The sequence below is a fragment of the Bacillus sp. BD48 genome (assembly GCF_046566805.1).
Taxonomy (GTDB): domain Bacteria; phylum Bacillota; class Bacilli; order Bacillales; family Bacillaceae; genus Bacillus; species Bacillus safensis.
The window spans coordinates 521,783-543,575 of record NZ_JANGFM010000002.1 but is presented as its reverse complement, the minus strand read 5'-3'; the positions used below and the strand labels follow the sequence as shown (position 1 = coordinate 543,575).

The 21,793-nt window shown below is 40.5% G+C and carries 21 protein-coding genes; 2 read left to right on the top strand and 19 right to left on the bottom strand.

The features are described from left to right. Nucleotides 1-40: 40 nt before the first annotated feature. The 7 genes from ACLGGR_RS07705 to degS form a co-directional block, all read right to left on the bottom strand. The gene (locus tag ACLGGR_RS07705) at nucleotides 41-460 is read right to left on the bottom strand and encodes a TIGR03826 family flagellar region protein (protein ID WP_142945312.1); all 420 of its coding nucleotides are present in this window, start codon (nucleotides 458-460) and stop codon (nucleotides 41-43) included. A 56-nt stretch (nucleotides 461-516) separates the two neighbouring features. Further along, a complete protein-coding gene (locus ACLGGR_RS07700) occupies nucleotides 517-1,239 on the bottom strand; it encodes a ComFC family protein (RefSeq protein WP_410972831.1) in 723 nt (240 codons plus the stop codon). Beyond that, the gene (gene comFB, locus ACLGGR_RS07695) at nucleotides 1,200-1,493 is read right to left on the bottom strand and encodes a late competence protein ComFB (RefSeq protein ID WP_142945313.1); all 294 of its coding nucleotides are present in this window, start codon (nucleotides 1,491-1,493) and stop codon (nucleotides 1,200-1,202) included. Before comFB ends, ACLGGR_RS07700 begins: the two co-directional genes overlap by 40 nt. A gap of 49 nt (nucleotides 1,494-1,542) precedes the next feature. Next, nucleotides 1,543-2,934, bottom strand: a complete 1,392-nt coding sequence (locus tag ACLGGR_RS07690) for an ATP-dependent helicase ComFA (RefSeq protein ID WP_410972830.1) — start codon at nucleotides 2,932-2,934, stop codon at nucleotides 1,543-1,545. A 125-nt stretch (nucleotides 2,935-3,059) separates the two neighbouring features. Continuing rightward, nucleotides 3,060-3,902, bottom strand: a complete 843-nt coding sequence (locus tag ACLGGR_RS07685; RefSeq protein ID WP_410972829.1) for a DegV family protein — start codon at nucleotides 3,900-3,902, stop codon at nucleotides 3,060-3,062. A gap of 216 nt (nucleotides 3,903-4,118) precedes the next feature. After that, the gene (gene degU / locus ACLGGR_RS07680; RefSeq protein ID WP_008348273.1) at nucleotides 4,119-4,808 is read right to left on the bottom strand and encodes a two-component system response regulator DegU; all 690 of its coding nucleotides are present in this window, start codon (nucleotides 4,806-4,808) and stop codon (nucleotides 4,119-4,121) included. 64 nt (nucleotides 4,809-4,872) lie between these two features. After that, entirely contained in the window at nucleotides 4,873-6,048 is a 1,176-nt protein-coding gene (gene degS, locus ACLGGR_RS07675; RefSeq protein WP_003213166.1) for a two-component sensor histidine kinase DegS, read from the bottom strand. A 221-nt stretch (nucleotides 6,049-6,269) separates the two neighbouring features. Between degS and ACLGGR_RS07670 the strand changes: the two genes are divergently transcribed. Further along, the gene (locus ACLGGR_RS07670) at nucleotides 6,270-6,938 is read left to right on the top strand and encodes a YigZ family protein (RefSeq protein WP_012011434.1); all 669 of its coding nucleotides are present in this window, start codon (nucleotides 6,270-6,272) and stop codon (nucleotides 6,936-6,938) included. Beyond that, nucleotides 6,923-8,014, top strand: a complete 1,092-nt coding sequence (locus tag ACLGGR_RS07665) for an LCP family protein (RefSeq protein WP_410972828.1) — start codon at nucleotides 6,923-6,925, stop codon at nucleotides 8,012-8,014. Before ACLGGR_RS07670 ends, ACLGGR_RS07665 begins: the two co-directional genes overlap by 16 nt. 35 nt (nucleotides 8,015-8,049) lie before the next feature. Here ACLGGR_RS07665 and ACLGGR_RS07660 read toward each other — a convergent pair whose 3' ends face one another. The 12 genes from ACLGGR_RS07660 to ACLGGR_RS07605 form a co-directional block, all read right to left on the bottom strand. Next, nucleotides 8,050-9,117 carry a glycosyltransferase family 4 protein gene (locus ACLGGR_RS07660; protein ID WP_142945317.1) on the bottom strand — a complete coding sequence of 356 codons (1,068 nt, stop codon included), beginning with the start codon at nucleotides 9,115-9,117 and terminating at the stop codon, nucleotides 8,050-8,052. Between the two features lie 134 nt (nucleotides 9,118-9,251). Next, nucleotides 9,252-10,448 (bottom strand): teichuronic acid biosynthesis protein TuaH, encoded by a 1,197-nt coding sequence (gene tuaH / locus ACLGGR_RS07655; protein WP_410972985.1) that lies wholly within the window; start codon nucleotides 10,446-10,448, stop codon nucleotides 9,252-9,254. 19 nt (nucleotides 10,449-10,467) lie between these two features. After that, on the bottom strand, nucleotides 10,468-11,223 hold the full coding sequence (gene tuaG, locus ACLGGR_RS07650) for a teichuronic acid biosynthesis protein TuaG (protein ID WP_048237564.1): 756 nt from the start codon (nucleotides 11,221-11,223) through the stop codon (nucleotides 10,468-10,470). 24 nt (nucleotides 11,224-11,247) lie between these two features. After that, the gene (tuaF, locus tag ACLGGR_RS07645) at nucleotides 11,248-11,925 is read right to left on the bottom strand and encodes a teichuronic acid biosynthesis protein TuaF (RefSeq protein ID WP_048237565.1); all 678 of its coding nucleotides are present in this window, start codon (nucleotides 11,923-11,925) and stop codon (nucleotides 11,248-11,250) included. A 72-nt stretch (nucleotides 11,926-11,997) separates the two neighbouring features. After that, nucleotides 11,998-13,455 (bottom strand): teichuronic acid biosynthesis protein TuaE, encoded by a 1,458-nt coding sequence (tuaE, locus tag ACLGGR_RS07640; protein ID WP_410972827.1) that lies wholly within the window; start codon nucleotides 13,453-13,455, stop codon nucleotides 11,998-12,000. 39 nt (nucleotides 13,456-13,494) lie between these two features. Next, on the bottom strand, nucleotides 13,495-14,424 hold the full coding sequence (locus ACLGGR_RS07635) for an NAD-dependent epimerase/dehydratase family protein (RefSeq protein WP_251216001.1): 930 nt from the start codon (nucleotides 14,422-14,424) through the stop codon (nucleotides 13,495-13,497). Nucleotides 14,425-14,442: 18 nt separating this feature from the next. After that, on the bottom strand, nucleotides 14,443-15,777 hold the full coding sequence (gene tuaD, locus ACLGGR_RS07630) for a UDP-glucose 6-dehydrogenase TuaD (RefSeq protein WP_285846032.1): 1,335 nt from the start codon (nucleotides 15,775-15,777) through the stop codon (nucleotides 14,443-14,445). Nucleotides 15,778-15,856: 79 nt separating this feature from the next. Then, nucleotides 15,857-17,041, bottom strand: a complete 1,185-nt coding sequence (gene tuaC / locus ACLGGR_RS07625) for a teichuronic acid biosynthesis protein TuaC (RefSeq protein ID WP_410972826.1) — start codon at nucleotides 17,039-17,041, stop codon at nucleotides 15,857-15,859. After that, a complete protein-coding gene (gene tuaB / locus ACLGGR_RS07620; RefSeq protein ID WP_410972825.1) occupies nucleotides 17,038-18,489 on the bottom strand; it encodes a teichuronic acid biosynthesis protein TuaB in 1,452 nt (483 codons plus the stop codon). The genes tuaC and tuaB overlap by 4 nt, the downstream gene beginning before the upstream one ends. Before the next feature lie 18 nt (nucleotides 18,490-18,507). Then, nucleotides 18,508-19,167 carry a sugar transferase gene (locus ACLGGR_RS07615; protein WP_034281119.1) on the bottom strand — a complete coding sequence of 220 codons (660 nt, stop codon included), beginning with the start codon at nucleotides 19,165-19,167 and terminating at the stop codon, nucleotides 18,508-18,510. Nucleotides 19,168-19,366: 199 nt separating this feature from the next. Further along, nucleotides 19,367-19,936, bottom strand: coding sequence for a hypothetical protein (locus ACLGGR_RS07610; protein WP_410972824.1), 570 nt, complete (start codon nucleotides 19,934-19,936; stop codon nucleotides 19,367-19,369). Between the two features lie 346 nt (nucleotides 19,937-20,282). After that, nucleotides 20,283-21,773, bottom strand: coding sequence for an N-acetylmuramoyl-L-alanine amidase (locus ACLGGR_RS07605; protein WP_410972823.1), 1,491 nt, complete (start codon nucleotides 21,771-21,773; stop codon nucleotides 20,283-20,285). Nucleotides 21,774-21,793: the final 20 nt, after the last annotated feature.

Here is a 21,793-nt window from a genome sequence, read left to right as displayed (position 1 = left end):
TATCCATTTTATCGACCAAACTGCAACTTAGTTTAGGGAATCAGTCGTTTTTAGGATTAATGGCATAATAAGTGTCTTTTTTCCTAGATTCAATCTCCCTTTTACGCTCTTCTTCTTGGTTCATTTGGCTTATTTGCGAATGAATATCCTGTTCACATTGGCTGCACAGCTTGTTTTTCCTGATCGCTTTGCCACATCTTTCACAAGGATAATTAATATTCGGAAATTGACTAATTTGCAGTCTTTTCAAACGGATAAATTTCAAGATTAATTCTTCATCAACTTCTGTTGCATCTACTATTTCAGCGATGGTTGATTGTCTATTACTTTGCTTCCTCAAGAATTTATAAACGATATCAAAAGAACGTTCTTCTTCTTCAAAGCATTTGTTACAAACCGTTTGGATGGTGGTTTTTAAAAATAGCTGATTACATTGTGGACAGTTTGCCAATTGATTCATAACCAAAACCCCTTACGTTATTTTCTTTACTTATTATCGGTTAATTATCATGATTTTTAACTACGTATCAACGTAAAAGAAGAAACACTTTTGGCACCTGCTTCTTTTAAAATTCTTGCTGCATCATAGATGGTTGCTCCCGTTGTATAGATATCATCAACTAATATAATATCCTTTTGAACAATCACATCTGTTTGCTTTATTTGAAACAATCCTTTTTGATCTAGGCGTTCATTTTTCTTTTTTTTGGACTGCTTACTTTGATGTATTTTCACGAGTGGCTGCAATATCGGCTTACCTATCAAGGAAGCAATGACGACGGACTGATTAAACCCTCTTTCTTTTAGTCTTTCATTACTTAAAGGGATCGGGATCAGCAATGGTTCTTTTATGCAGAAGGAACGTTTAAATGCTGCTTGTATATCTCGTTTAAACAGCTCAACTAAAGCCGTATCACCCCGAAATTTAAAGCGGGCAAGGACATCTTTCATCAACTCGTTGTAAGTATAAACTGACCTATTTTTCACAAGGACTTTAGTAGAATCAGGGCGTTCATTCCATCTATCACAGTCCTGGCACATTTGGTCATTTGACTGCGCCCTTCCACAGGTTGGACAAATAGGACGCTCAATCTTTACTAAGTGATTCTTACATGCTACACAAAGCCGATCATCATTTAATAGAAGTAATGATTTCCATGTAAAAGCAGGCACAAAATGCCCATCGCAAATTGGGCAAATCAATTGATTTCCTTGTTCAGCAGCAGACGATTTTCGCACCTTGGAAATGCGGAGACCTTGGAAGCTGCTTCTGTCAGAATGACCAGCATAGCCGTATTCTTCTGTTTATCGACCATCTCAGATTTACTGTAAGTTATTTTATCGATATCTGTTATATATTGTGGTTTCACTTGATTTAGTGAAATTGCTAATACATCTTCTATACACTTTTCACAATGACAAATCATGTTTAATTGGTTGAGATATTGATAGAGAATTTCCTTGAGTAGTATTTCTTTTGCATTGAGTAGCATATTTTGTCTCTCCTGCCATTTGTGTATTGTGAATATAATGTACCATGATTTAGTTGAAGCCACACTGTTTTTCAGAAAACTCTTTTGCAGCCGTATCATTCATTTTTACGATATGCTTCTTTGCTTGTTTCATACTTCTCGTTAAACCAAAATGAAAAAGGAAAACATCTCCTGTACAATAATTTGGATGTCTGCCCACTCTTCCAGAAATCTGAACAAGTGCACTCTCTGTAAAAATAGTAGATTCCGAACCTAGTACCCCCACTTGTACATTTGGAATAGTTACGCCTCTTTCTAAAATAGTGGTTGTAACTAGTACATCGTATGTGTAATCTCTAAAGTGCTGAACCTTTTGTTTCCTATCTGGATCATCGGCAGATACTCCCTCTACATTTAAGGTGTTTTCTCGAAGAATCTTCGTTACTTTCTTCATGGCAGCAATTGAAGGAACAAAAAGTAATACTCTTCTCTTATTTGCAATATGTCTCTGCATCCAATTCATTACTTTAGAAGGAAGCTGCTTCTTTTTTAATTTCTTTTTCCAGTGTCCGATCCATTGAAAGGTCGGGACGGGTAATGGTTGCTGGTGAAAACGCAGAGGAATTTTTATCGCTTCCAGTTTTCCACGAGAAACCTCTCTCGTTATTTTTTTAGAGGGTGTCGCACTTAAATAAATTCTTACCCCTCCGTTCTTTCTCATCGCCTTTAGAACAGCAAATTGGAGACGTTCATCCATTGAATAAGGGAAGGCATCGACTTCATCTACAATGAGCACATCAAATGCATTTTTGTATCTCATCAGCTGGTGGGTTGTGGCGATCACAAGCGGTGCCATTTGAAACCTTTGTGAACTGCCTCCATAAAGTACGGCTATTGTTATCCCTTGAAGTGCTTTTCTAAGCCGTGGTTCGAGTTCAAGCACAACATCTGTTCTAGGTGTCGCAATACAGACACTCATTCCTTGATTTAATGCATATTCAATTCCATGAAAGAGCACTTCCGTTTTCCCTGCCCCGCAAACCGCCCAGACGAGTAGATCAAATTTGTTTTTAATAGCTTCGATCATTCTTTCTGATGCTCTTTTTTGTCCTTTAGACAGCTCTCCCTGCCATGTTAATTCGGCTCGATATGTTTCTACCATTTGTGGACCTGTCCATTCATAAAGAAATCCACATTCAGTTACTTTTCCCATCATGATGCATGATCTACAGTACACACAATCCTTTTGACACACTTCACATGGAGAGTGAGCAAAGTACCGCTTATGTGATACACCACACCTGCAGCATGTAAAACCATCTGCTTTCCTCTCAATGGCAGGTGTTCGATTGACTAAGCCTTTCTCCTCCAGCCAATCTAAATTGGACTGTGAGCACCTTGTTTCAACAGTGAGCAGATGACGTGAATGCAGCTGCTGCTTTAGTTTCATTACTTTGTCCATGTTCAACTTCACCAAACACCTTTCAATTGATGTTTGCCTATTATGCGCAAAGACATGACCTTTCGTCCAACAGGTAAAATAGAAAAACAAAACCCCTTTTCCATAAGAAAAGAGGTTTTTAGGATTTATCTAATCACCCAGCCAAGGGCTAAAGAGCCTTCACCTAGATGGGTGCCGATCACGGCGCCAAAGTAGCTTTTATAAAATTCAACATGAGGATATTTTTCGGATAAGTGCGCAATTAATTCTTCTGCTTCTTCTTCTCTATTACCATGTATCAGAGTTGCTCTCATCGGAACACCACGTGATGCATCTTCATCAAATAATTCAAACATACGTGAAATGGCTTTTTTACGTGTGCGAATCTTCTCAAAAGGAACAATTAGCTTGTTGTCAAAATGCAGAATAGGCTTTACCTTTAAGAGGCTTCCAATAAAAGCCTGAGCACCATTTAATCTGCCGCCTCTTTGCAAATGAGTTAAATCGTCTACCATAAAATACGCCCGCTGACTTTCTTTCAGGTAATTTAGATGGGCTAACACTTCTTCTAAAGAAGCACCCTCTTGGATTTTTTCAGCAGCTTCTAACACATAAAAACCTTGTGCCATACAGCTTGTTTCTGTATCAAACGGATAAATGTCGATCCCGTCAACTAAATCATTCGCTGAGGCAGCACTATTGTATGTTCCACTAATTCCACTTGAAAGGTGAATACTAATCACGGCGTCGTATGTTTCACTTAGTTTTTCATATAGGGCTATTAATTCACCGAAAGCAGGCTGAGAGGTTGTTGGAAGATCTTTGTGTTTTTTGATTTCTTCATAATATGTCTTCCAGTCCATTTCTATTTCTTCACGATATGATTCGCTGCCAAAGATGACGTTGAGGGGGATCATATGAATATCATATTTATCACGCAGCTCTTGTGGTAAATAAGCAGTACTGTCTGTTACAACGGCTATTTTCATTCTTAAATACCTTCCTTATTTGTTAAGTTACTCTTTTTATTTTAAAAGAATGATTATTTTTTCATTAGATTTATAATAGTAATCAAAAAAGCCTGCCTAATCAATAGGCAAGCCCGCTATATCCGAAAAAGACTCCTTACCCTGTCCTATCATATCTCTCCAGCTAAAATGTGAGAGAACCAAAAACAGGCGAAAAAGGAGTACTTGTCCGGAACATTATCTCATTTCTACCCAGCCGTTTTTAATAGCTACAACAACAGCTTGTGTACGGTCGTTTACATTCATTTTTTGCAAAATGTTACTCACGTGGTTTTTGACTGTTTTCTCACTAATAAAGAGCGATTCACCAATTCCTCTGTTGCTCTTTCCGTCAGCTAACATTTGAAGAACTTCACATTCACGTCTAGTTAAGATATGAAGTGGTCTGCGAATTTCAGGATATACCTCGTGCTGTGGATGTGCTGAAACTCCGCTAGTCGCTAGGCGTCGGAATTCATTTACTAAGTTATGAGTGACTTTCGGATGTAAATAAGAGCCTCCGTCAGCTACAACTTTCACTGCTTCGATGAGTGTGTCTGCATCCATTTCTTTTAACAGGTAGCCTCTCGCCCCTGTTTTCAATGCATGTGTTACATAGTTTTCATCGTCATGAATAGATAGAATAATGACTTTTGATTCGGGATAAAGCTCAACAAGCTGCTTTGTAGCCTCAACACCATTTACATTCGGCATATTAATGTCCATAATGACAACATCCGGATGATAGTGTTCTACGATACGTGCAGCTTCGTCACCGTCGTCTCCTTCTGCAACTACTTCAAAAGTAGGTTCAAAATCTAAAATCCGTTTGACACCTTCACGGAATAATTGGTGGTCATCAATAATTACAATATTTACTTTAGTCACAAGCTACGCCTCCCCATGTTTATTGTTCTACACCTGAACTTTATGGTCAATATGTCTTTTGACTCTATTTTACAATTTTATTTTGCAATGTTAATGGCACGCGAATCATGATGAATGTCCCTAGACCTATTTTTGAGTCTATGGTCATTTTACCTTCCAGTAAGTCTACGCGTTCTTTCATGCCAAGTAAACCGAAGGATTTGTTTTTGTTTGTTTTCACATCTTTCATATCAAAGCCTTTTCCATCGTCTTTAATAATTAAGGTCACAAAGTCTTTCGTTACTTCTACTTTGACAGAGATTTCTTCAGCTTCAGAATGCTTTAATGAATTTGTGACAGCTTCTTGGGCTAGTCTAAACAGTGCTACTTCAAATTGAGAAGCAATTCTTTCGCTTTCTGTATCACCTAGGCATTGGAACGTAATTTTGGTTTTTCCATCATATTCTTCAATTGTGTTTAAGTATTTTCTTAGTGTCGGAATCAGACCCAGATCATCTAAAGCCATCGGTCTTAAATCATAAATGATTCTTCTCACTTCGTACAGTGCATTTCGCACATTCTGTCTGAGACTTCTAATTTCTTTAAAGCCTTCTTCTGTACCGCGGTCTCTAAAGATTCGTTCAATTAATTCAGAACGCATCATCACGTTTGCCAGCATTTGAGCAGGGCCGTCATGAATTTCCCGAGACACTCTTTTGCGTTCTTCTTCTTGGGCTTCAATAATTCTGAGACCAAAATCTTGTTTTGCCTGAGCATCTTCAAGTAAAACGCCGACCTGGCGTAAATCCTGATTGAGATAGTTGAGAACAACTGTAATCTGACTCACAAGCGTTTCAGAACGTTCAATGACGTCTTGTAAGCTTAATAATCGTCTTTCCAGATCGTCTCTTCTTTCTCTCAGCTGCTTCTCACGCTGCTGGATCATGGTGAGTTCCACTTGCAAGTTATGTGCTTTTTCGTAGGCCTCACGTATTTCTTCTTCGCTGAATTTGTTGAAGTTTCTGCTGACCTCAGATAAGCGATTTCTAGCATGTCTTGTATGGACTTCCAGCTTGTCCCCAAAATCAATTACTTCGTTTACTTGCTGCTTGATTTGCTTGAGCTCTTCCACTAGGCTTTCATATTGTTGACGGGACTGTTCGCCTATTCTAAATACTTCGTCCTTGCTGCCATCAACTGTACTTAGCATTTTCATGATGATTGAATCCAATAATTTCGGATCCATTTTGGGTGTTGTCATGGCTTTTCCCTCCCGTAACAGTGATGTCATGTTTTTTTATTATAAATGTCATTGATCTGCAATTTATGTCGAATTATAATGAAAGAATGCGTATAAATCATGAAGTTTTTATGACGACCCTTTTTCCACTCCTATCATCATAACAAAATACGCTGTAAAATTCTAAAACCAATGCAAATTTTCACTAGTCTTACAATTTGCTTGTCAGGAGGGTATGTCTTTTGCTGAATCGCTATCTTACAGTAAAAAGTCGTGGCGAGCATGAGATCGTCATTGAAAAATCACGTTTTATTTGTCATATACAGCGTGCTGTCTCAGAAGAAGAAGCACAAGCATTTATACAATCCATTAAAAAACAACATTGGAATGCCACACATAATTGTTCAGCCTATCTCATTGGTGAACATGACCTGATTCAAAAAGCGAATGATGATGGTGAACCAAGCGGTACAGCAGGTGTGCCAATGCTTGAAGTGCTAAAAAAACGGAAGCTGAAAGATACAGTCGTTGTGGTCACTCGTTATTTCGGCGGTATTAAGCTTGGTGCCGGTGGATTGATTCGTGCCTACGGAAAATCTGTATCAGAAGCTATCAACCATGTTGGTATGGTAGAGCGCTGTTTAATGCGTACAATGCACACAACAATAGATTATACATGGCTTGGAAAGGTAGAGAATGAGCTTAGAGCCTCATCTTTTCAGCTAAAAGAAATCCATTATGCAGAAGATGTTATTTTTGAGACATATGTCGAAGAAACACAAACAGAGCAGTTCATTGAGTGGATGACTGAGCTGACAAATGGAAAGAGTGTTACAAAAGAAGGCGAACTGATTTATTTAGAAAAGGACATTGGTCCGATAAAGGAGACAGATGAATGGCACAACGAGTAAAAGTGCGCGTACGAAAGAAAAAGAGTAAGAAGAAGAAAATTTTCAAACGTATTCTGGTCTTATTTTTGCTTCTTATCATCTGCATGGGCGGATTTGCGGTATATAAAATCGTCAATACACTTCAAGCAGCTGACAAAACATATGATGAACTAGAGCGCGGAGAGAAATCGAAGCTTCGTGATGCTGTCATTGATATTAAGAAAAAACCTTTCTCTGTGCTATTTGTCGGAATTGAGGATTATGCCACAAAGGGTGATCATGGCCGTTCAGATTCACTCATTGTCGCAACGATTAACCCTCAAGACAAAACGATGAAAATGGTTAGTATCCCTCGTGACACACGCGTACAGCTTGCAAGTGATACGACAGGCAGTAAAGAAAAGATCAATGCAGCATTTGCTAAAGGTGGTAAAGACGAAACGATTGAAACTGTCGAACAATTCTTGCATATTCCGATCGATAAATATGCAACCGTTGATTTTGACGGATTCAAGGATGTCATTGATGAGGTCGGCGGAATTGATATTGATGTTCCATTTGACTTCAATGAAAAAAGTGATGTTAAAAAATCGAAAAAGATTTACTTCAAAAAAGGCAATATGCATTTAAATGGGGAAGAAGCACTTGCTTACGCACGGATGAGAAAACAAGATCCACGCGGTGATTTCGGTCGTAACGATCGTCAGAAACAAATTTTACGTGCAATGATTGATCAAATGGCGAAGCCAAATAACATTGCGAACGTCGATAACATTGCTAAAGAAGTCAGTGATCACATTACGACCAATTTCCGTATCACAGAAGGTCTTGCGCTTCAACAAATCTACAGCGGATTTAAAGGAGACGACACAGAAACACTTTCTATTAAAGGATCAGACCTTTATTTAGGGCCAAATCGCACGTATTACTTTGAGCCAGATCCAACCAATCTAGCTAACGTACAAAATGAATTACGGACGCATTTAAAGCTTCCTGCTGAATCTTCACCTGAAACAGATTCACAAACCAATCCGTCCTCTGGTGAAACAGGGTCAAGTGATACAACTAACCCTTCAACCAGCACATCTGGACAATAATAAAAACAGCCCAGTTCCTAGGAACGGGCTGTTTTTTACTGTCTTTTGACCATTCGTTTATAAAATTTCGTAAATGGTTTGAACTCTTCATTCACCAAGCCCGTAATTTCCGCAATCACTTGCATAAACATGACCAGTAAAAAGATAATGATCAGTGATAACCAAATGGTGGCGCTTGTCAGCAAAATCGCGCTTAAGCTAAAGATTAAGCCAATCATGTAAATCACGATGACAGCCATGCGATGAGACAAGCCAAAGGCCATCAGCCTATGATGAATATGAGATTTGTCAGGTGCTGAGATCGGCTGTTTGTTTAATATTCGTCTAATGATGGCAAAGGTGGTATCGAAAATAGGAACACCTAAGATGATCACTGGGACAACAACACTAAACAAAGTGACACTTTTGTATAGCCCTAATAGTGACAGTACCGAAATCATATAACCTAAAAAAAGCGAACCGGTGTCACCCATAAAAATCTTCGCCGGATGAAAGTTGTAAAAGAGAAAGCCGATGGTACTGCCAATGACAACAAGTGATAAAGAAAGAATCAGAACTTTATCAGCTGAAAATGCCATCACGGCAATGGTTGATAAACCGATGACAGAAATACCGGCAGCTAGTCCATCAAGGCCGTCAATTAAATTAATGGCATTCGTGATTCCGACAATCCATAACACGGTTAGGGGATAAGCCATCCAGCCTAACTCTATTCGATCTGTTAAGAAAGGAACAGAGAAAAAGTCCATTTTTAAACCTGTGCTTACAATCAGGCAAGCAACAAGAACTTGTACGAGAAATTTAAATTTTGCACTCAAATTATATTTATCATCAAATATACCTAGAATGACGATGAGTACGGCACCAACTGAAATTGCTGTAATTTTATTATGTAGAAACAGCCCGCCTGCTAATGCTCCAGCCGCTACCCCAATAAAAATTGCCAAACCGCCCATTCGAGGCATTACTTTATCATGAACTTTTCGTTTATTCGGCTGGTCCACTGCACCAATCTTAATTGCAAACTTTTTGACGATTGGTGTCACAATTAAAACTGTAGCCAGAGAGACAAAAAACGCTAATAAGGCGCGTTCGTAATCCATAGGTCAGTCTCCTTCTAAATTGAAATCTGTATTTTGTATATTGGCCGCTCTTTCCATTATACAATTGAATAGAGGAGGATCACAAGCTCCCCCTGTGAAGAAGAAACAAATAAAAACGCACAATCCCTGATGAATTATGCGTTTTCTTTAATATTCGTTAGTTCCACCATGTTTGTGAACAGCGCGTGCCAATCTTTTTTCTTCGCACGGCTTTGTCTTAGATGTCTATAGGTCATGTCGTCTTTTTTGCTGATCACTTTTTGGCAGGCTTCTACGAAGAGCACAGGATCCTCGCCCTCTAAATATTCATACACATCATTCTCTTTTAGCCTTTCCGTTGACGGAAGATTTAAACCGACAACCGGTATTCCTGCGGCTAAAAATTCATATAGCTTAAGCGGAAACACGGCTTGATTGTAAGGAGATTGTTTGTACGGCATCATGCCTACATCAATCAATTTCATATACGCAGGCACTTCTTCTGGTGCAACAGCACCTGTCCAAATCACATTCGGCAGTTTAAGTGCATGCTGAAAAGATGGATCGCCATTTGTTCCATCCGGACCGACAAATAAAAATGTCCATTCAGGCTGCATGCGAGCAGCTTCTGCTATCATGTCAAAGTCCAGCTTCGGCTTGATGCCTCCAATAAAACCAAGAACAGTTCCGTCTCTTCCTTGCAGCACATCCTCCTTACACGGAAGATTGCTTTTCGCAAACACATCATACTCGACACCATTTTCCACTGTAAACACATCTTTTGGTTCGCCCATAAGACGTTTTTTGATTTGATCGTGTAGGTATTGAGAAGAGCATGTAATACTGTGTGCGTATTTGATGATTCGATTTTCTGCTTTCACAATGACACGCTGCCTCATATAAGAAAGTAAATTATTTTTGCCGCTTATCGGCTCTCCCCACAGGTCACTGCAGTCATAGACAATATGTTTCCATTCAAATAAAGAAGATAAGAGCGGAAAGCCCGGAAACGTATACCATAAGCAAACAGCGATTCCCTTCTTTTCCTCCTGCCGTAAATGCTCAAGAAGAGGGGACAATTTATGAATATAGAACATGTCTTGATATCGGCCAAAGCGAAAAAACTTGCTCTTGAGCACATCAGGAATGGTCAATTGCTTCATTCGATCGGTTATGGGCTGAAAAGGAGCTGTGTGACGGGATGCAGATGGGCATACCCAGATGACCTCTTTCGTTTCTGGATCAGATGCTAGAAATTCCGCCAGTCGATGCCGTCTGTACCTCAGGCCGTCCTGTCCCCATTCTCCTGTCGCTACGATAACATGTATGATCGAGTCTGCTTTCACCTTTATCACCTTTTTTCCCTTCTGTTTATAAGCGCTTCTTCACAGCATTTGTCGCATAGTGCATAAAACACCAAGATGCTTTGACAAAATGAAGCTGCTCAATTTCTCTGTAGACGAACCACGTTTTCTTCGCTGCTTTCCACTTGTTACTAGAGATCGAGTTTCCAACGATCCGGTATTCACTGAGCGGTTCACTCATACCATAGGCTGTAAATCCTCTTTTTAATATGGACAGCCACGTAGCTAAATCCTGTCTTGTGCGGATATTCGGCATTTCTACATGCCCTACCTTCTGAACATCAAGCATCACCGTTAAACAGCCGATAATGGTGTTTTTCAAGGCTTCATCATAGGTTAATCTCGCGGGTGCAGTGACGGTTTTTTCTAACGGTTCTCCATTTTCTGCAATGATGTCATATGCCGTGAATGTAAAGGCATAATCGTTTGTCAGCATGAAGTCTACCTGCTTCTCGAGTTTCGTCTCTTTCCACTTATCATCGCTGTCTAAAAAAGCGATAAAGCGGCCTTTTGCCTGTTTGATGGCTGCGTTTCTGGCGATGGCAGCTCCCCCATTTTGCTCTAAATAAATGACGTTGATTCTGTCGTCTGCTTCACTTAAGTCCCCAAGCAGCTTCCTTGTTCCATCTGTTGAACAATCATCTGCGATGATCAGTTCCCAGTTAGAATAGGTTTGGGCAAGGACGGAATGAACTGTATCCGTTAAATAACGTTCCGCATTATAGGCCGGTGTAATGATTGATACTAACGGTTGATTGTTCACCTAAGACTCATCTCCAGTTCATCATTAAGATTCTTTGAACACTTCGGGTAAGACCACAAACATGAGCGAGATGCTAAAGCCAATCACAAGTCCAAGCAGTGCCCGCTTTTTCGCTGACATGCCTTTATTGCCTTCATCAAGAACTTGAGCAGGATCAACAATCTTCGCCTGCTTCATTCCAAGCTTTGTAGACTCCAGTTCATATAAAAATCGTTCTTTATCGACTTTGGAATCGTTGCTGACAGATTCGTCTTCTAGAGCAGATAGTCTACTTTCAATCACCTGCTGCCTTTTTGTAAATAATGCTTTGTCTTGCTTCAGAAATGTATCCGACACCTGCTTCACGACAGCTAAAGCATGATCCTTATCAGCATCTGTGAAAGACAGCTGTAATTGTGTATCTGATTGATTGGTGAGGATGAGGCGGCTTTTCACATCCTGCCGTTCTTCTTCTTTCACATCACTGAGTGCTTCATTCAAAAATGCATCGCTTTTTAATAGAGATGTCACTTCTGCGATATTGTTATACACTCCGTCATCATATTTACCAAGTGTGAGGGTAACGGCAGCTGTGTAACTAGACTGCTGCGCAGTTCCTTTGGCAAAAAAGAATCCGAAAGCGCCTAATACGACAGGCAGCAGCACGAGCCATACGATATACTTTTTGATTCGCTTCCCTATTCTAGATATGAAACCAGACATGTTCATTCTCCCAACATTGACATATTTGCTTTTTCATTAGTGTAGCCATACCAGCGCAGCATCACACACGGTTTACCAAGTCTTCAATCGTTGTTTGTTTTTCAGCATATTCACCGCTGCGATGACGAGTCCTAAAAAGACCCAGTGGAAATATAAATTCGAGACAGAACTAGGACTGATACTTGAAACGAGAAAGCTCAGCATGGCAGCAAACAAACCTTCAATGATCATTTTTGCTGATCTTGTGTCAGCCCATTGGTATTGTTTATACAGCGTGAACATGAGATAAGCGTAGACTGAAATATAGCCCAGCATGACCGCAAATCCAAAATTCGTCATTACTTCGAGCAGCCAATTGTGCACTTCAACGACTTGATCTGTATCAAAGATCGAAAAGTGGGCTAAGTAGTAAGACACATTACCCGCTCCGACACCGAACCCGTATGAATCCGTAAAGAAATGCCATGCATTTTTGATCAAATTCGCTCTCGCAATGTTGGATGGGAGTGGTTCACTAAAAGAATGCGCGACCTGAGAAGCAAGAAACAAGTCATAAAAGACTGAATAAATCTTGGCTGAAAAAACAGCGATACAGATAACACCAAGTCCGCCTGCTGCGATGAGTGACCACTTTTTGAGAAAGCGCGGCATTAGCAGCCACACATAGATGACCACTCCTGCAAATATACCAAGCAGGCTGGCGCGGGATTCTGTTAACAAAATGAGATACAGTGCTGCAATGGCACCAAATAATCCAAATGCTTTGATATAACCATTTTTCATTTGCCGCATACACGCTAAATACAAGAAAAAGCTAATCGATAAAAACGTCGCGAAGTCATTTTGATTAAAAAAGACAGATGTAGGATAGTGCTGTTTATACGCCGGCCCAAGATACAATGAAGTATTCGGTAAATGGTTCAAAGTAAAGTGATTATAAAACCCTATCCCCATGACAAATACAGTCATGACGAGCCAAATGCTATAAAAGGTGATCACTTGATCCATTCGCTGAATGTACATGACCACAAGAAAGACAAATCCCATCCCCATCGCAAGCAGGGACATATATTTGAGACCGTCTGTGACCGAATGAGCCCACAGCAGTGAGATGAGCCCGTAAAGAAACCATGCAGCGAAAAAACCAAGAATCCCTTTTACACGAATCTGCTGCCACTGCGATATGTAAGTCCCCTTATCTCTCATCCGCCATATCAATAAAGCAAAAGCGGCAATGAGCATGATACGGTAGAGAAAAAGACTAAAGAACCCGGCACTAATAGAAAAGAAAGCGTTGTTGAGAAAGGTCAATGCAATTAAAAGATAAATGGCTGACATGAACACTTGCTCACCATTCATGTATAGTTTCATCAACACGAGAAAAGCTGTCAGGACCAAAAGCAGGACTGGAATGGCGACGATCTTTTTTAACCCGACGGGCTGCGCAGACGCCATTTGTAAAAGTCCCAGCCCTGCTGCAAACAATATACATCCGATCATGATTTGCCATGCTGTTTGTCTCACACTCATACCCATTTTCCTCCTAAGCACCCCATCCGATTTGAGGGATTAAGCCTTGACTTCCTGTTTATAGTAGGAAATGGTACGAGCCAAACCTTCCTGTAAACTCACAACAGGCTCCCATGCTAAGACTTGTTTCGTTTCCTCATTTGCCAATGTACTATGCACGATATCTCCTGCACGCTGCGGCTTGTAAATCGGTTCAAGCTGTGATTTCGTTACCCGTTTCATCGTTTGAAACAGTTCATTTACAGTGATGGAATCACCACACGAGATATTTAAACAAACGTTTGATTGGGCTGTTAAAGCCGCAACATTCGCTGCCGCTAGATCACCCACATAGATAAAGTCTCTTGTTTGTTCCCCATCTCCAAAGATAAAAGGGGCCTCATTCTTTGCAAACTTATCAGAGAAAATAGAAACAACACCGCCTTCGCCAAGTGCGTCTTGGCGCGGACCATATACATTGCTGTATCTAAGAATACAATAGTCCACATCATAGAGTGATTTTGCCATTTCTAAGTATCGTTCAGCTGTGAGTTTCGACAAGCCATAAGGTGAACCAGGCTGTAATGGATGAGCTGTGTCGACCGGCAGATATACCGGGTCTCCATAAACTGCAGCAGATGAGGCAAACACCACTTTCTCCACACCGGCTTCAGCCGCTGCTTTGATCACATGCAGTGAACCTTTAATATTCACTTCTTGATCATATATATAATCTTTAACAGATAATGCGACACTTACTTGTGCAGCAAGATGAATAATATAGTCTGGTGCGATTTGTTTAATACTTTCAACCACTTCTGGTTTTGTCACATCTTCTTCAATACATTGAACAGATAAATGTGCAATATTTTCTTTTCTACCTGTTGAAAAGTTATCAAGCACGATGGCCTCATATCCATTTTCTATTAATTTTTCAACCGTATGTGAACCTATAAATCCACTACCTCCAGTAACCAATACTTTCTTCATCCAAGTTTCCTCCTAAAATCAAGCTTCTAATAACATCTTAACATCCTGTACATGAGGACGACCGATCGAATGATAAATAAAGCCGTTTTTTCTCATTTGTTCTGGTTCAAAGACATTGCGTCCATCAATGATGACAGGACGCTGAAGTAGTCTTCTGACTTTCTCTATATCCATCTTTAACACTTCATCCCATTCAGTCAAGATTAAACATGCATCCGAATTCTCTATTGTTTGATATAGATTGTCACTAAACATCGTTTGGTTTCCAAGAATCTTCTTCGCTTCTAAGTGAGCAATTGGGTCATATGCTTTTACATACGCTCCTAGATCTTGTAGCATTGGAATAATATCTAAAGCAGGAGAGGATCTTAAATCATTTGTATTAGGTTTAAATGCTAATCCTAACACAGAGATCGTTTTCCCCTTTAGTTCACCATAGACATCTATCAATTTCTTCACGACATACGCTCGTTGATGTGTATTTGTTTCGACAACTGATTCAATTAGTTTAAAACGATAACCTACCGTTTCAGCTATTTTTAATAGAGCTTTGGTATCTTTCGGGAAACAGGAACCACCAAATCCGACTCCAGCTTTTAAAAACTTCTTCCCAATTCGGCTATCTAGACCAACGCCTTCTGATACTTTCTCAACATCTGCACCCACTCGATCACAAATGTTAGCAATATCATTGATAAAGGAAATTTTTGTTGCAAGCATTGCATTTGCTGCATATTTAATCATCTCTGCACTTTCTAGATTTGTTTCAACTACTGCTGTTTGAAATGGTTCATGTAACTCCTTAATGATCTTCGATGCATGAGAACTTGTAGACCCTATGACCACTCGCTCCATACTCATCGTATCTTTAATAGCAGAACCTTCTCTAAGGAATTCCGGATTTGACACAATGTCAAAGGGGTATTTACCTCGTGAAACCTTCTCTACAATGGCCTTAACAAGACGTCCTGTCCCCACTGGAACTGTACTTTTATTCACAATGACTTTGTATCCATTCAAAGATTCACCAATTGTTTTAGCAACAGCTTTCACGTACGTCAAGTCCGCTTCCCCCTGCTCTGTCATCGGTGTCCCTACAGCAATATAAATAATCTCTGATTCTCGAATCGCAGCAGGAATATTAGTTGTAAAACACAATCTTCCTCCTTCTGTATTCTTTTCAATCAATTCCTTTAAACCTGGTTCATAAATGGGAACGACACCACTTTTTAAGCTGTTGATTTTTGATTCATCGATGTCACAGCAGATGACACGATTTCCGATATCAGCAAAACAAGTACCCGATACTAACCCGACATACCCTGTTCCAATCACAGCAATTTTCTTCAACATTTTTCATCCTCTCAGTAAAAGCATATTGTCCGTTCCAAGCTGTTTATCTATCTATCATTCTTTGCACATTTCATCTTGTTTAAACGATGGATGTTGATTGATTGAGTACCTTCTCATATTGCTGAATGAGATGCTTTGCATTATGTTCTGATGAATATTCTGTATGAACCGTTTCATAAAGATCGTTCTTCACTTGCTCATTCCATCTGTTTTCATAAAGGCAGGCGTGAATCGCCTCTTTCAGCTGACTCGTCGAACGAGGTTCAACGAGCAGGTGTTGATAGGTTGAAAATAAGGATGGGAGACCACCAACCCGTGTTGCAATGACAGGTACTTTTAAAGCGAGCGCTTCTAGAACGACGGTTGGCATTCCTTCACTGTAGGAAGGGAGTGTAAACAGATCAGCTGCCATTAAGTAGTCTCTCACCTGCTCATTCGGCACCTGCCCTGGGAGTATAATCGATGCTTCAGCCCGTTCTGTGAGCTCCTTTGCAAGGGGGCCTTTTCCGACAAGGACTGCTTTCACCCCATCCATACTGCTGACAGCATCAGCCAATTCAAGCAACCCCTTCTCTGTTACTAAACGCCCAACGAAAACAACGAGCTTATCTTGAAGCGGTAAACCTAAGTGCTTTCTGATGCTTTTTTGATCTTCTTCCGTTCTGGAAAATGATTGGAGCGGAATACCAAGCGGAAGACATTTAGCTTCTACCTTCGTCATCTCATTTGTCTTTTTAGCCAGCTCCTCACTCACTGTCAGAACAGCAGATGCCTGCTTCACCGCCGTTTCAAAGGCTGCCAGTGCCCCTTTGCTAAAGCCCGGATATACGTTCACATCACTGCCGTGCAAGGTCAGAAGATAAGGGATTTTCGTTTCTTTCTGAATGACAGCCGCAGCTCCGCCAGACGGCATGGCAAAGTGCGCATGGATAAAATCTGGTGACAGCTGATGACGCTGCATTGCTCGGAGAACGGAAGCCGCTATTCGTTTACTCGGCTGCGCCCATTTCAGCTGTCCAGGGAGCGCTGGATAAGGCGGTCTATATACCGTCACTCCGCTTCTCACTTCCTGTTCAGGCAGATCTCTTTTTTGCCGATAGGATGATTTGAGCATCCGTAAGACCGGCGGATTCACTGGATTGGGACAAATGACAGTCACTTCTATTCCTTGTTTGAGCAGCTCCTGCACTTGCGTTTCATGAAACACGCCATCACTCGGATGTTTTTCACTAGGATATACACTTGTCAGCCATAGCACCTTCATGACGAACGACCTCTTCTCAATAATTTGCCTGCAGCCTGCGGATACATTTTGATGAGCAGCAAGCCATACAATATAGCACTCACACAAACAGTCAGTAGTAATTGAAATGATATATCTGCTGATGTCAGCTTCATCCCTTGATGTAAAGCTACCGCACAGACAGCCATGAGCAGCGTCATGACAGCGGGCTTTCCAAGTGATTTTAAATACACCTTCATATCAAGCTGAATGACATATGCCATCAGCCATCTGCCGACAATAAAGTTGAGCAGGCTCACACCTGAGTAGATCCAAGCTACTGTGAGCAGACTGCCTGTGCTGACGCCTGCATATAATGCGCAGCCATACACGATAAGCATCCCCGTATCCCAATAAAAGGCTAAGTCCGCTCTCCCTTTTGCAAGAAGTATTGAACCATTTGGATTCATCAGCACACGCAGAAGGCCGACAATGCACAATATATTTAGAACCGGAACCGCTACTAGCCATTTTTCTCCAAACACGACTTCTATAAAGCTATCTGATACGGTAGCAAGGCCGATTAATAATGGAAAGCTAACCAATGCGAGCATATTCGTCATACTTAGGAAGCCCTCTCGCAGCATGGAGTGATCACGCTGACTTTTTGCGAAAACTGGGAAAGCCACTCTCGTCACAATCGGGTTTATCTTCAGCACGGGAATCGTCACAATTTGATACGCCAAGCTGTAAATCCCTAACGCTTCTGCTCCAAGAAATCGGCCGATTAAAATCATGTCGATGTTCGATCCTGCTCGGTTGACCAGTCTGGAAGCGAGCTGGAAGGCACCGAATGAGAAAAATCCCTTCACTTCTCCTAATACAAAAACAGGTGCTGGACGCCACTTCTTCCAATAAGCCGCTGCATACATGAGACCTTTTCCTGATTGCAGCAGCACTTGAGAGATGACATAGGCGACAATCGGATTCACGAAGAAGGCGAAAGCGAGTAAAACGAGCAGTGATATGATGGTTGCAATGGTTTCAATGGTGCTTAATGTTTTAAAGGCTAAGTCTTTTTGCATCATATATTGGTACTGCTGGCCAATCGGTGCGATCAGAAACATGATCGATAATAGCTTGAGCAGACCCTCTAGCTCTGGCCGGTTATAAAAAGCGGCTATCATTGGGCTTAGCAGGATGAGCAGACAAAACAAGAGAATCCCTGTGAGTAAGTTGATCCAATATAATGTAGATAATTGACGTTCTGTCGTTTGTTCCTTTTGAATGATCGCTGCCCCAATTCCTAGATCAAGCAAAATCTGCGTAAATATTGTGACAGTTGTGATCATGCCAACAAGTCCAAACTCTTTGAGTGACATCACGTTCCCTAAAAAGGCGAACTGTGCAATTTGGATGATGGTGATGATCAATGCGGACAAGCTTGTCCATTTTGCCCCGCCTAGCATGCGTTTTTTCATACTTGCCATTTCTCTTCCCTACTTTACTTATCTGGCTCCGTCACCAGTCATGATGACTTTTAACGTTTTTACCATAATCTTCGTGTCGAGAGAAAATGTCAAGTTTTGAATATACTGTAAGTCGTGTGTTAATTTTTCACTTGGACTCATTTCATATCCGCCATTTACTTGAGCAAGACCTGTCAGCCCCGGCTTTACAGCCAATCTTTTTGTGAAGCCTGGAATCGTCCGATTAAATTCTGCGGTAAACATCGGTCTTTCCGGACGAGGACCTACGATACTCATTTCTCCTTTTAACACGTTGATAAATTGCGGAAGTTCATCAATTCTTGTTTTACGGATGAATGCCCCCACTTTGGTGATACGCGGGTCATTTTTTTGCGCCCATTTCGCTCCTCCGCTTTCTGCGTCAGTTCTCATCGATCTGAGCTTCCATAATTTAAAGTAAACACCGTCTTTCCCAACCCTTTCCTGCATATAAAAGGCTGGCCCTGGTGTTTCGAGCTTAATCAAAAGAGCAAACAGCAAAATAATTGGCGTACTCAACATCAATCCGATGAACGAGAACATTAAATCTATGAAACGTTTCGCAAATAAATAACGAACCATATGTTCTGTTAAGGCAAAAGAGTGATTTCGTCTCACTTCATATTCTCTGTAAAGATTCATCGCTTTCTCTGCACTCACTGACCTGCACCTCACTATTCAAAGTAGTTGTTGTGTAAAGAGATGTTCTATGAAAGTCAGTTTATCAGAGCAACATTAAGCAAATGTAAATGCGCTGTTAAGTCTTGTAAAACTGTGTTAAGAATGTGCACTTCTATCAAGTTATGCCCTTTTCAACGTAAAAAAGACCCGCAATTCTGCGGGTCTTCGGGTCTTTTCTTTATTTTGCTTTTACAGTTTCAATCGTTTTCAATCGAAGTGTTCCATTTGCATCTTTTGTATAGGTGACTTTCACTTTTGATTCTTCTTTTAGGCTGTTCACTTGTTTAGAAAATGTATTTCCGAATTGAATAGCTACTTCTTTTCCATCAATGTTGACAGCAATTGTATGTCCATCAGCCAAACCGACATATGTGCCTTCTTTGGTGACTTCATTTTCATTCGTTGTGGATTCTTTCTGTGTTTTAGAATCATCTTTTGATTGATCCTTAGCAGGTTCTTCTTTTGTGATTTCTTTGCTTGAGCTTTCTTTTGCCTCTTCATCAGATTGACCTGCTGGCTCTTCTGTTTGAGCAGCTGTTTCTTTGCTTTGATCATCTGCTTTTTCACTTGCAGATTTGTCTTCCGTCTTTTCCTCTGTTGCATTTTCTTTCTTTTGATCTGCTGCTTCAGTTGTTTCTTTTTTGCTGTTATCCGTATTGTTATCGTTTGACTGATTTGTTGTGCCGCATGCTGTGAGCATTACACCTAGAAGTAAGACTAAAAACGGCATTGTGATTAATTTTTTCAAGATCGTCACCTCTTCATGATTTGTCGGTTTACTGTCGTTGGAAGGTAAGTTCGGGAAAAAACCACCCTCTATATTTCAATTATAACAAAAATAACCTGAAATGAAATGTATTTTTAACTTGACACATCTTTCGTTTATATTAAGTCATTGTTAAATACCTTTACGTGCTGTTCAACTAATACAAAGATTTATGCACGTCTTCTGCAAGTTCATGATGATCACATACATTTGGTACGATATGAAAACATCAACTTTCAAACAGTACAATTGATCAAAAAGGCTGCCGAGAGACGTTCTCGAGCAGCCTAAGAGGAGTATCATAGGCACTCCTCATTTATATGTTTTCTTATTTAAAATAACCTGACACACCGCTTGAAATACCTGAAGCTAGTCGATCTTTATATGTCGCCGATTTCAAAATATTTGAATCAACTGGGCTAGTGATAAAGCCAGTTTCCAGCAAGACACTCGGCATCTTTGAATACTTAATGACATAAAACCCTGCTGTTTTCACACCACGATCTCTTGTACCTAGTGCACTAACCATTTTAGGCTGGATGTTTTGCGCAAGTTTTAAACTGTTCGCAGCCGCATATGTTGTGTCATAATACGTTTCTGTTCCATTGGCGCTGCTGTTGTCATTTGCGTTCGCATGGATACTAATAAAGATATCTGCTTTCGCAGAAGCCCCTTTACTTACTCGTGTTTCAAGACTGTCAAATGTATCTGATGTACGTGACATAACGGGTAATGCTCCAGAACTATTTAATTTTGTATTGAGACGCTTAGCAACATCAAGGTTCACGTTCTTCTCAAGAAGACCATATCCTGTGGCACCAGAATCTTGGTTTCCATGTCCAGGATCAATAAAAACTTTTTTCCCAACAACTGGATTTTTCAATTGAGAAGTCACCGTATTTGTTACGGTGGATGTACCACCTAGAACACTAAATGAAGTGATCTTCTTTGAACCAATGACTTGTCTAGTTGCTTTCGGTAATGTTTTTTCATTCGTGAAAATAAAAGCTTTCCCTTGCTTAGCAGCGATACTAGCTCCTGAAGCTGCATCCGCATATGCAAAACCATTGCTAATATACGTATTACTTGTACTCATATTGTATTTCGTTACAATATTTGCTGCAACTTCATAACGATTTGCTCCTCCAACTCTTCCAGGTGAAGGCAGCTTCGCATAAGTTGATTTATTTACACTAGATTCTCCACCAATGACAATGGTCTTTTTAATCCCTCGGCTTTTAATCACCGCTGAAGTTTCCGAGCGTAACTCTTTATCATTGGTTAATAAGATTGGATACCCTTGTTTTGCAGCATAAGGTGCAATAGCAACTGCATCTGCATAAGCAAAGCCGTTTGCTACAACAGCCGTACTAGAGCTTTTCATTTGTTTTGCAATATTTGCTGCTAAGTCATAGCGGTTCTTACCACTAATACGTGTCACAGAAATCCCCATTGACTTTAACTGAGTTGTCACCTTGCTAGAGACACTCTTTGTTCCACCGAGAATAGTCACATTCTTTGTTTTTAGACTTTGAAGGCCTTTTTTTGTATCTGCAGATAAACTGCTGCTGTTTGTAAAAAGAACAGGTGCATTTTTTTGATATGCATAAGGAACGGCACTTAATGCATCCGCATATGCATCTTTCCCTACAAGAACAGCCGTACTTGATGTTGTCCAGCCTTTTTTCGCAGCATTCACCGCAACAACGTACCGGTTCTTCCCATCAATCCTTGTGACTGAATTGTCAGCAAGTGCAGATGGAAGAAACAAACACATAGCTACTACACTTAAAAATACAACTTTTATGCTAGAGCGCACGTGTATAACCTCCTTTGATG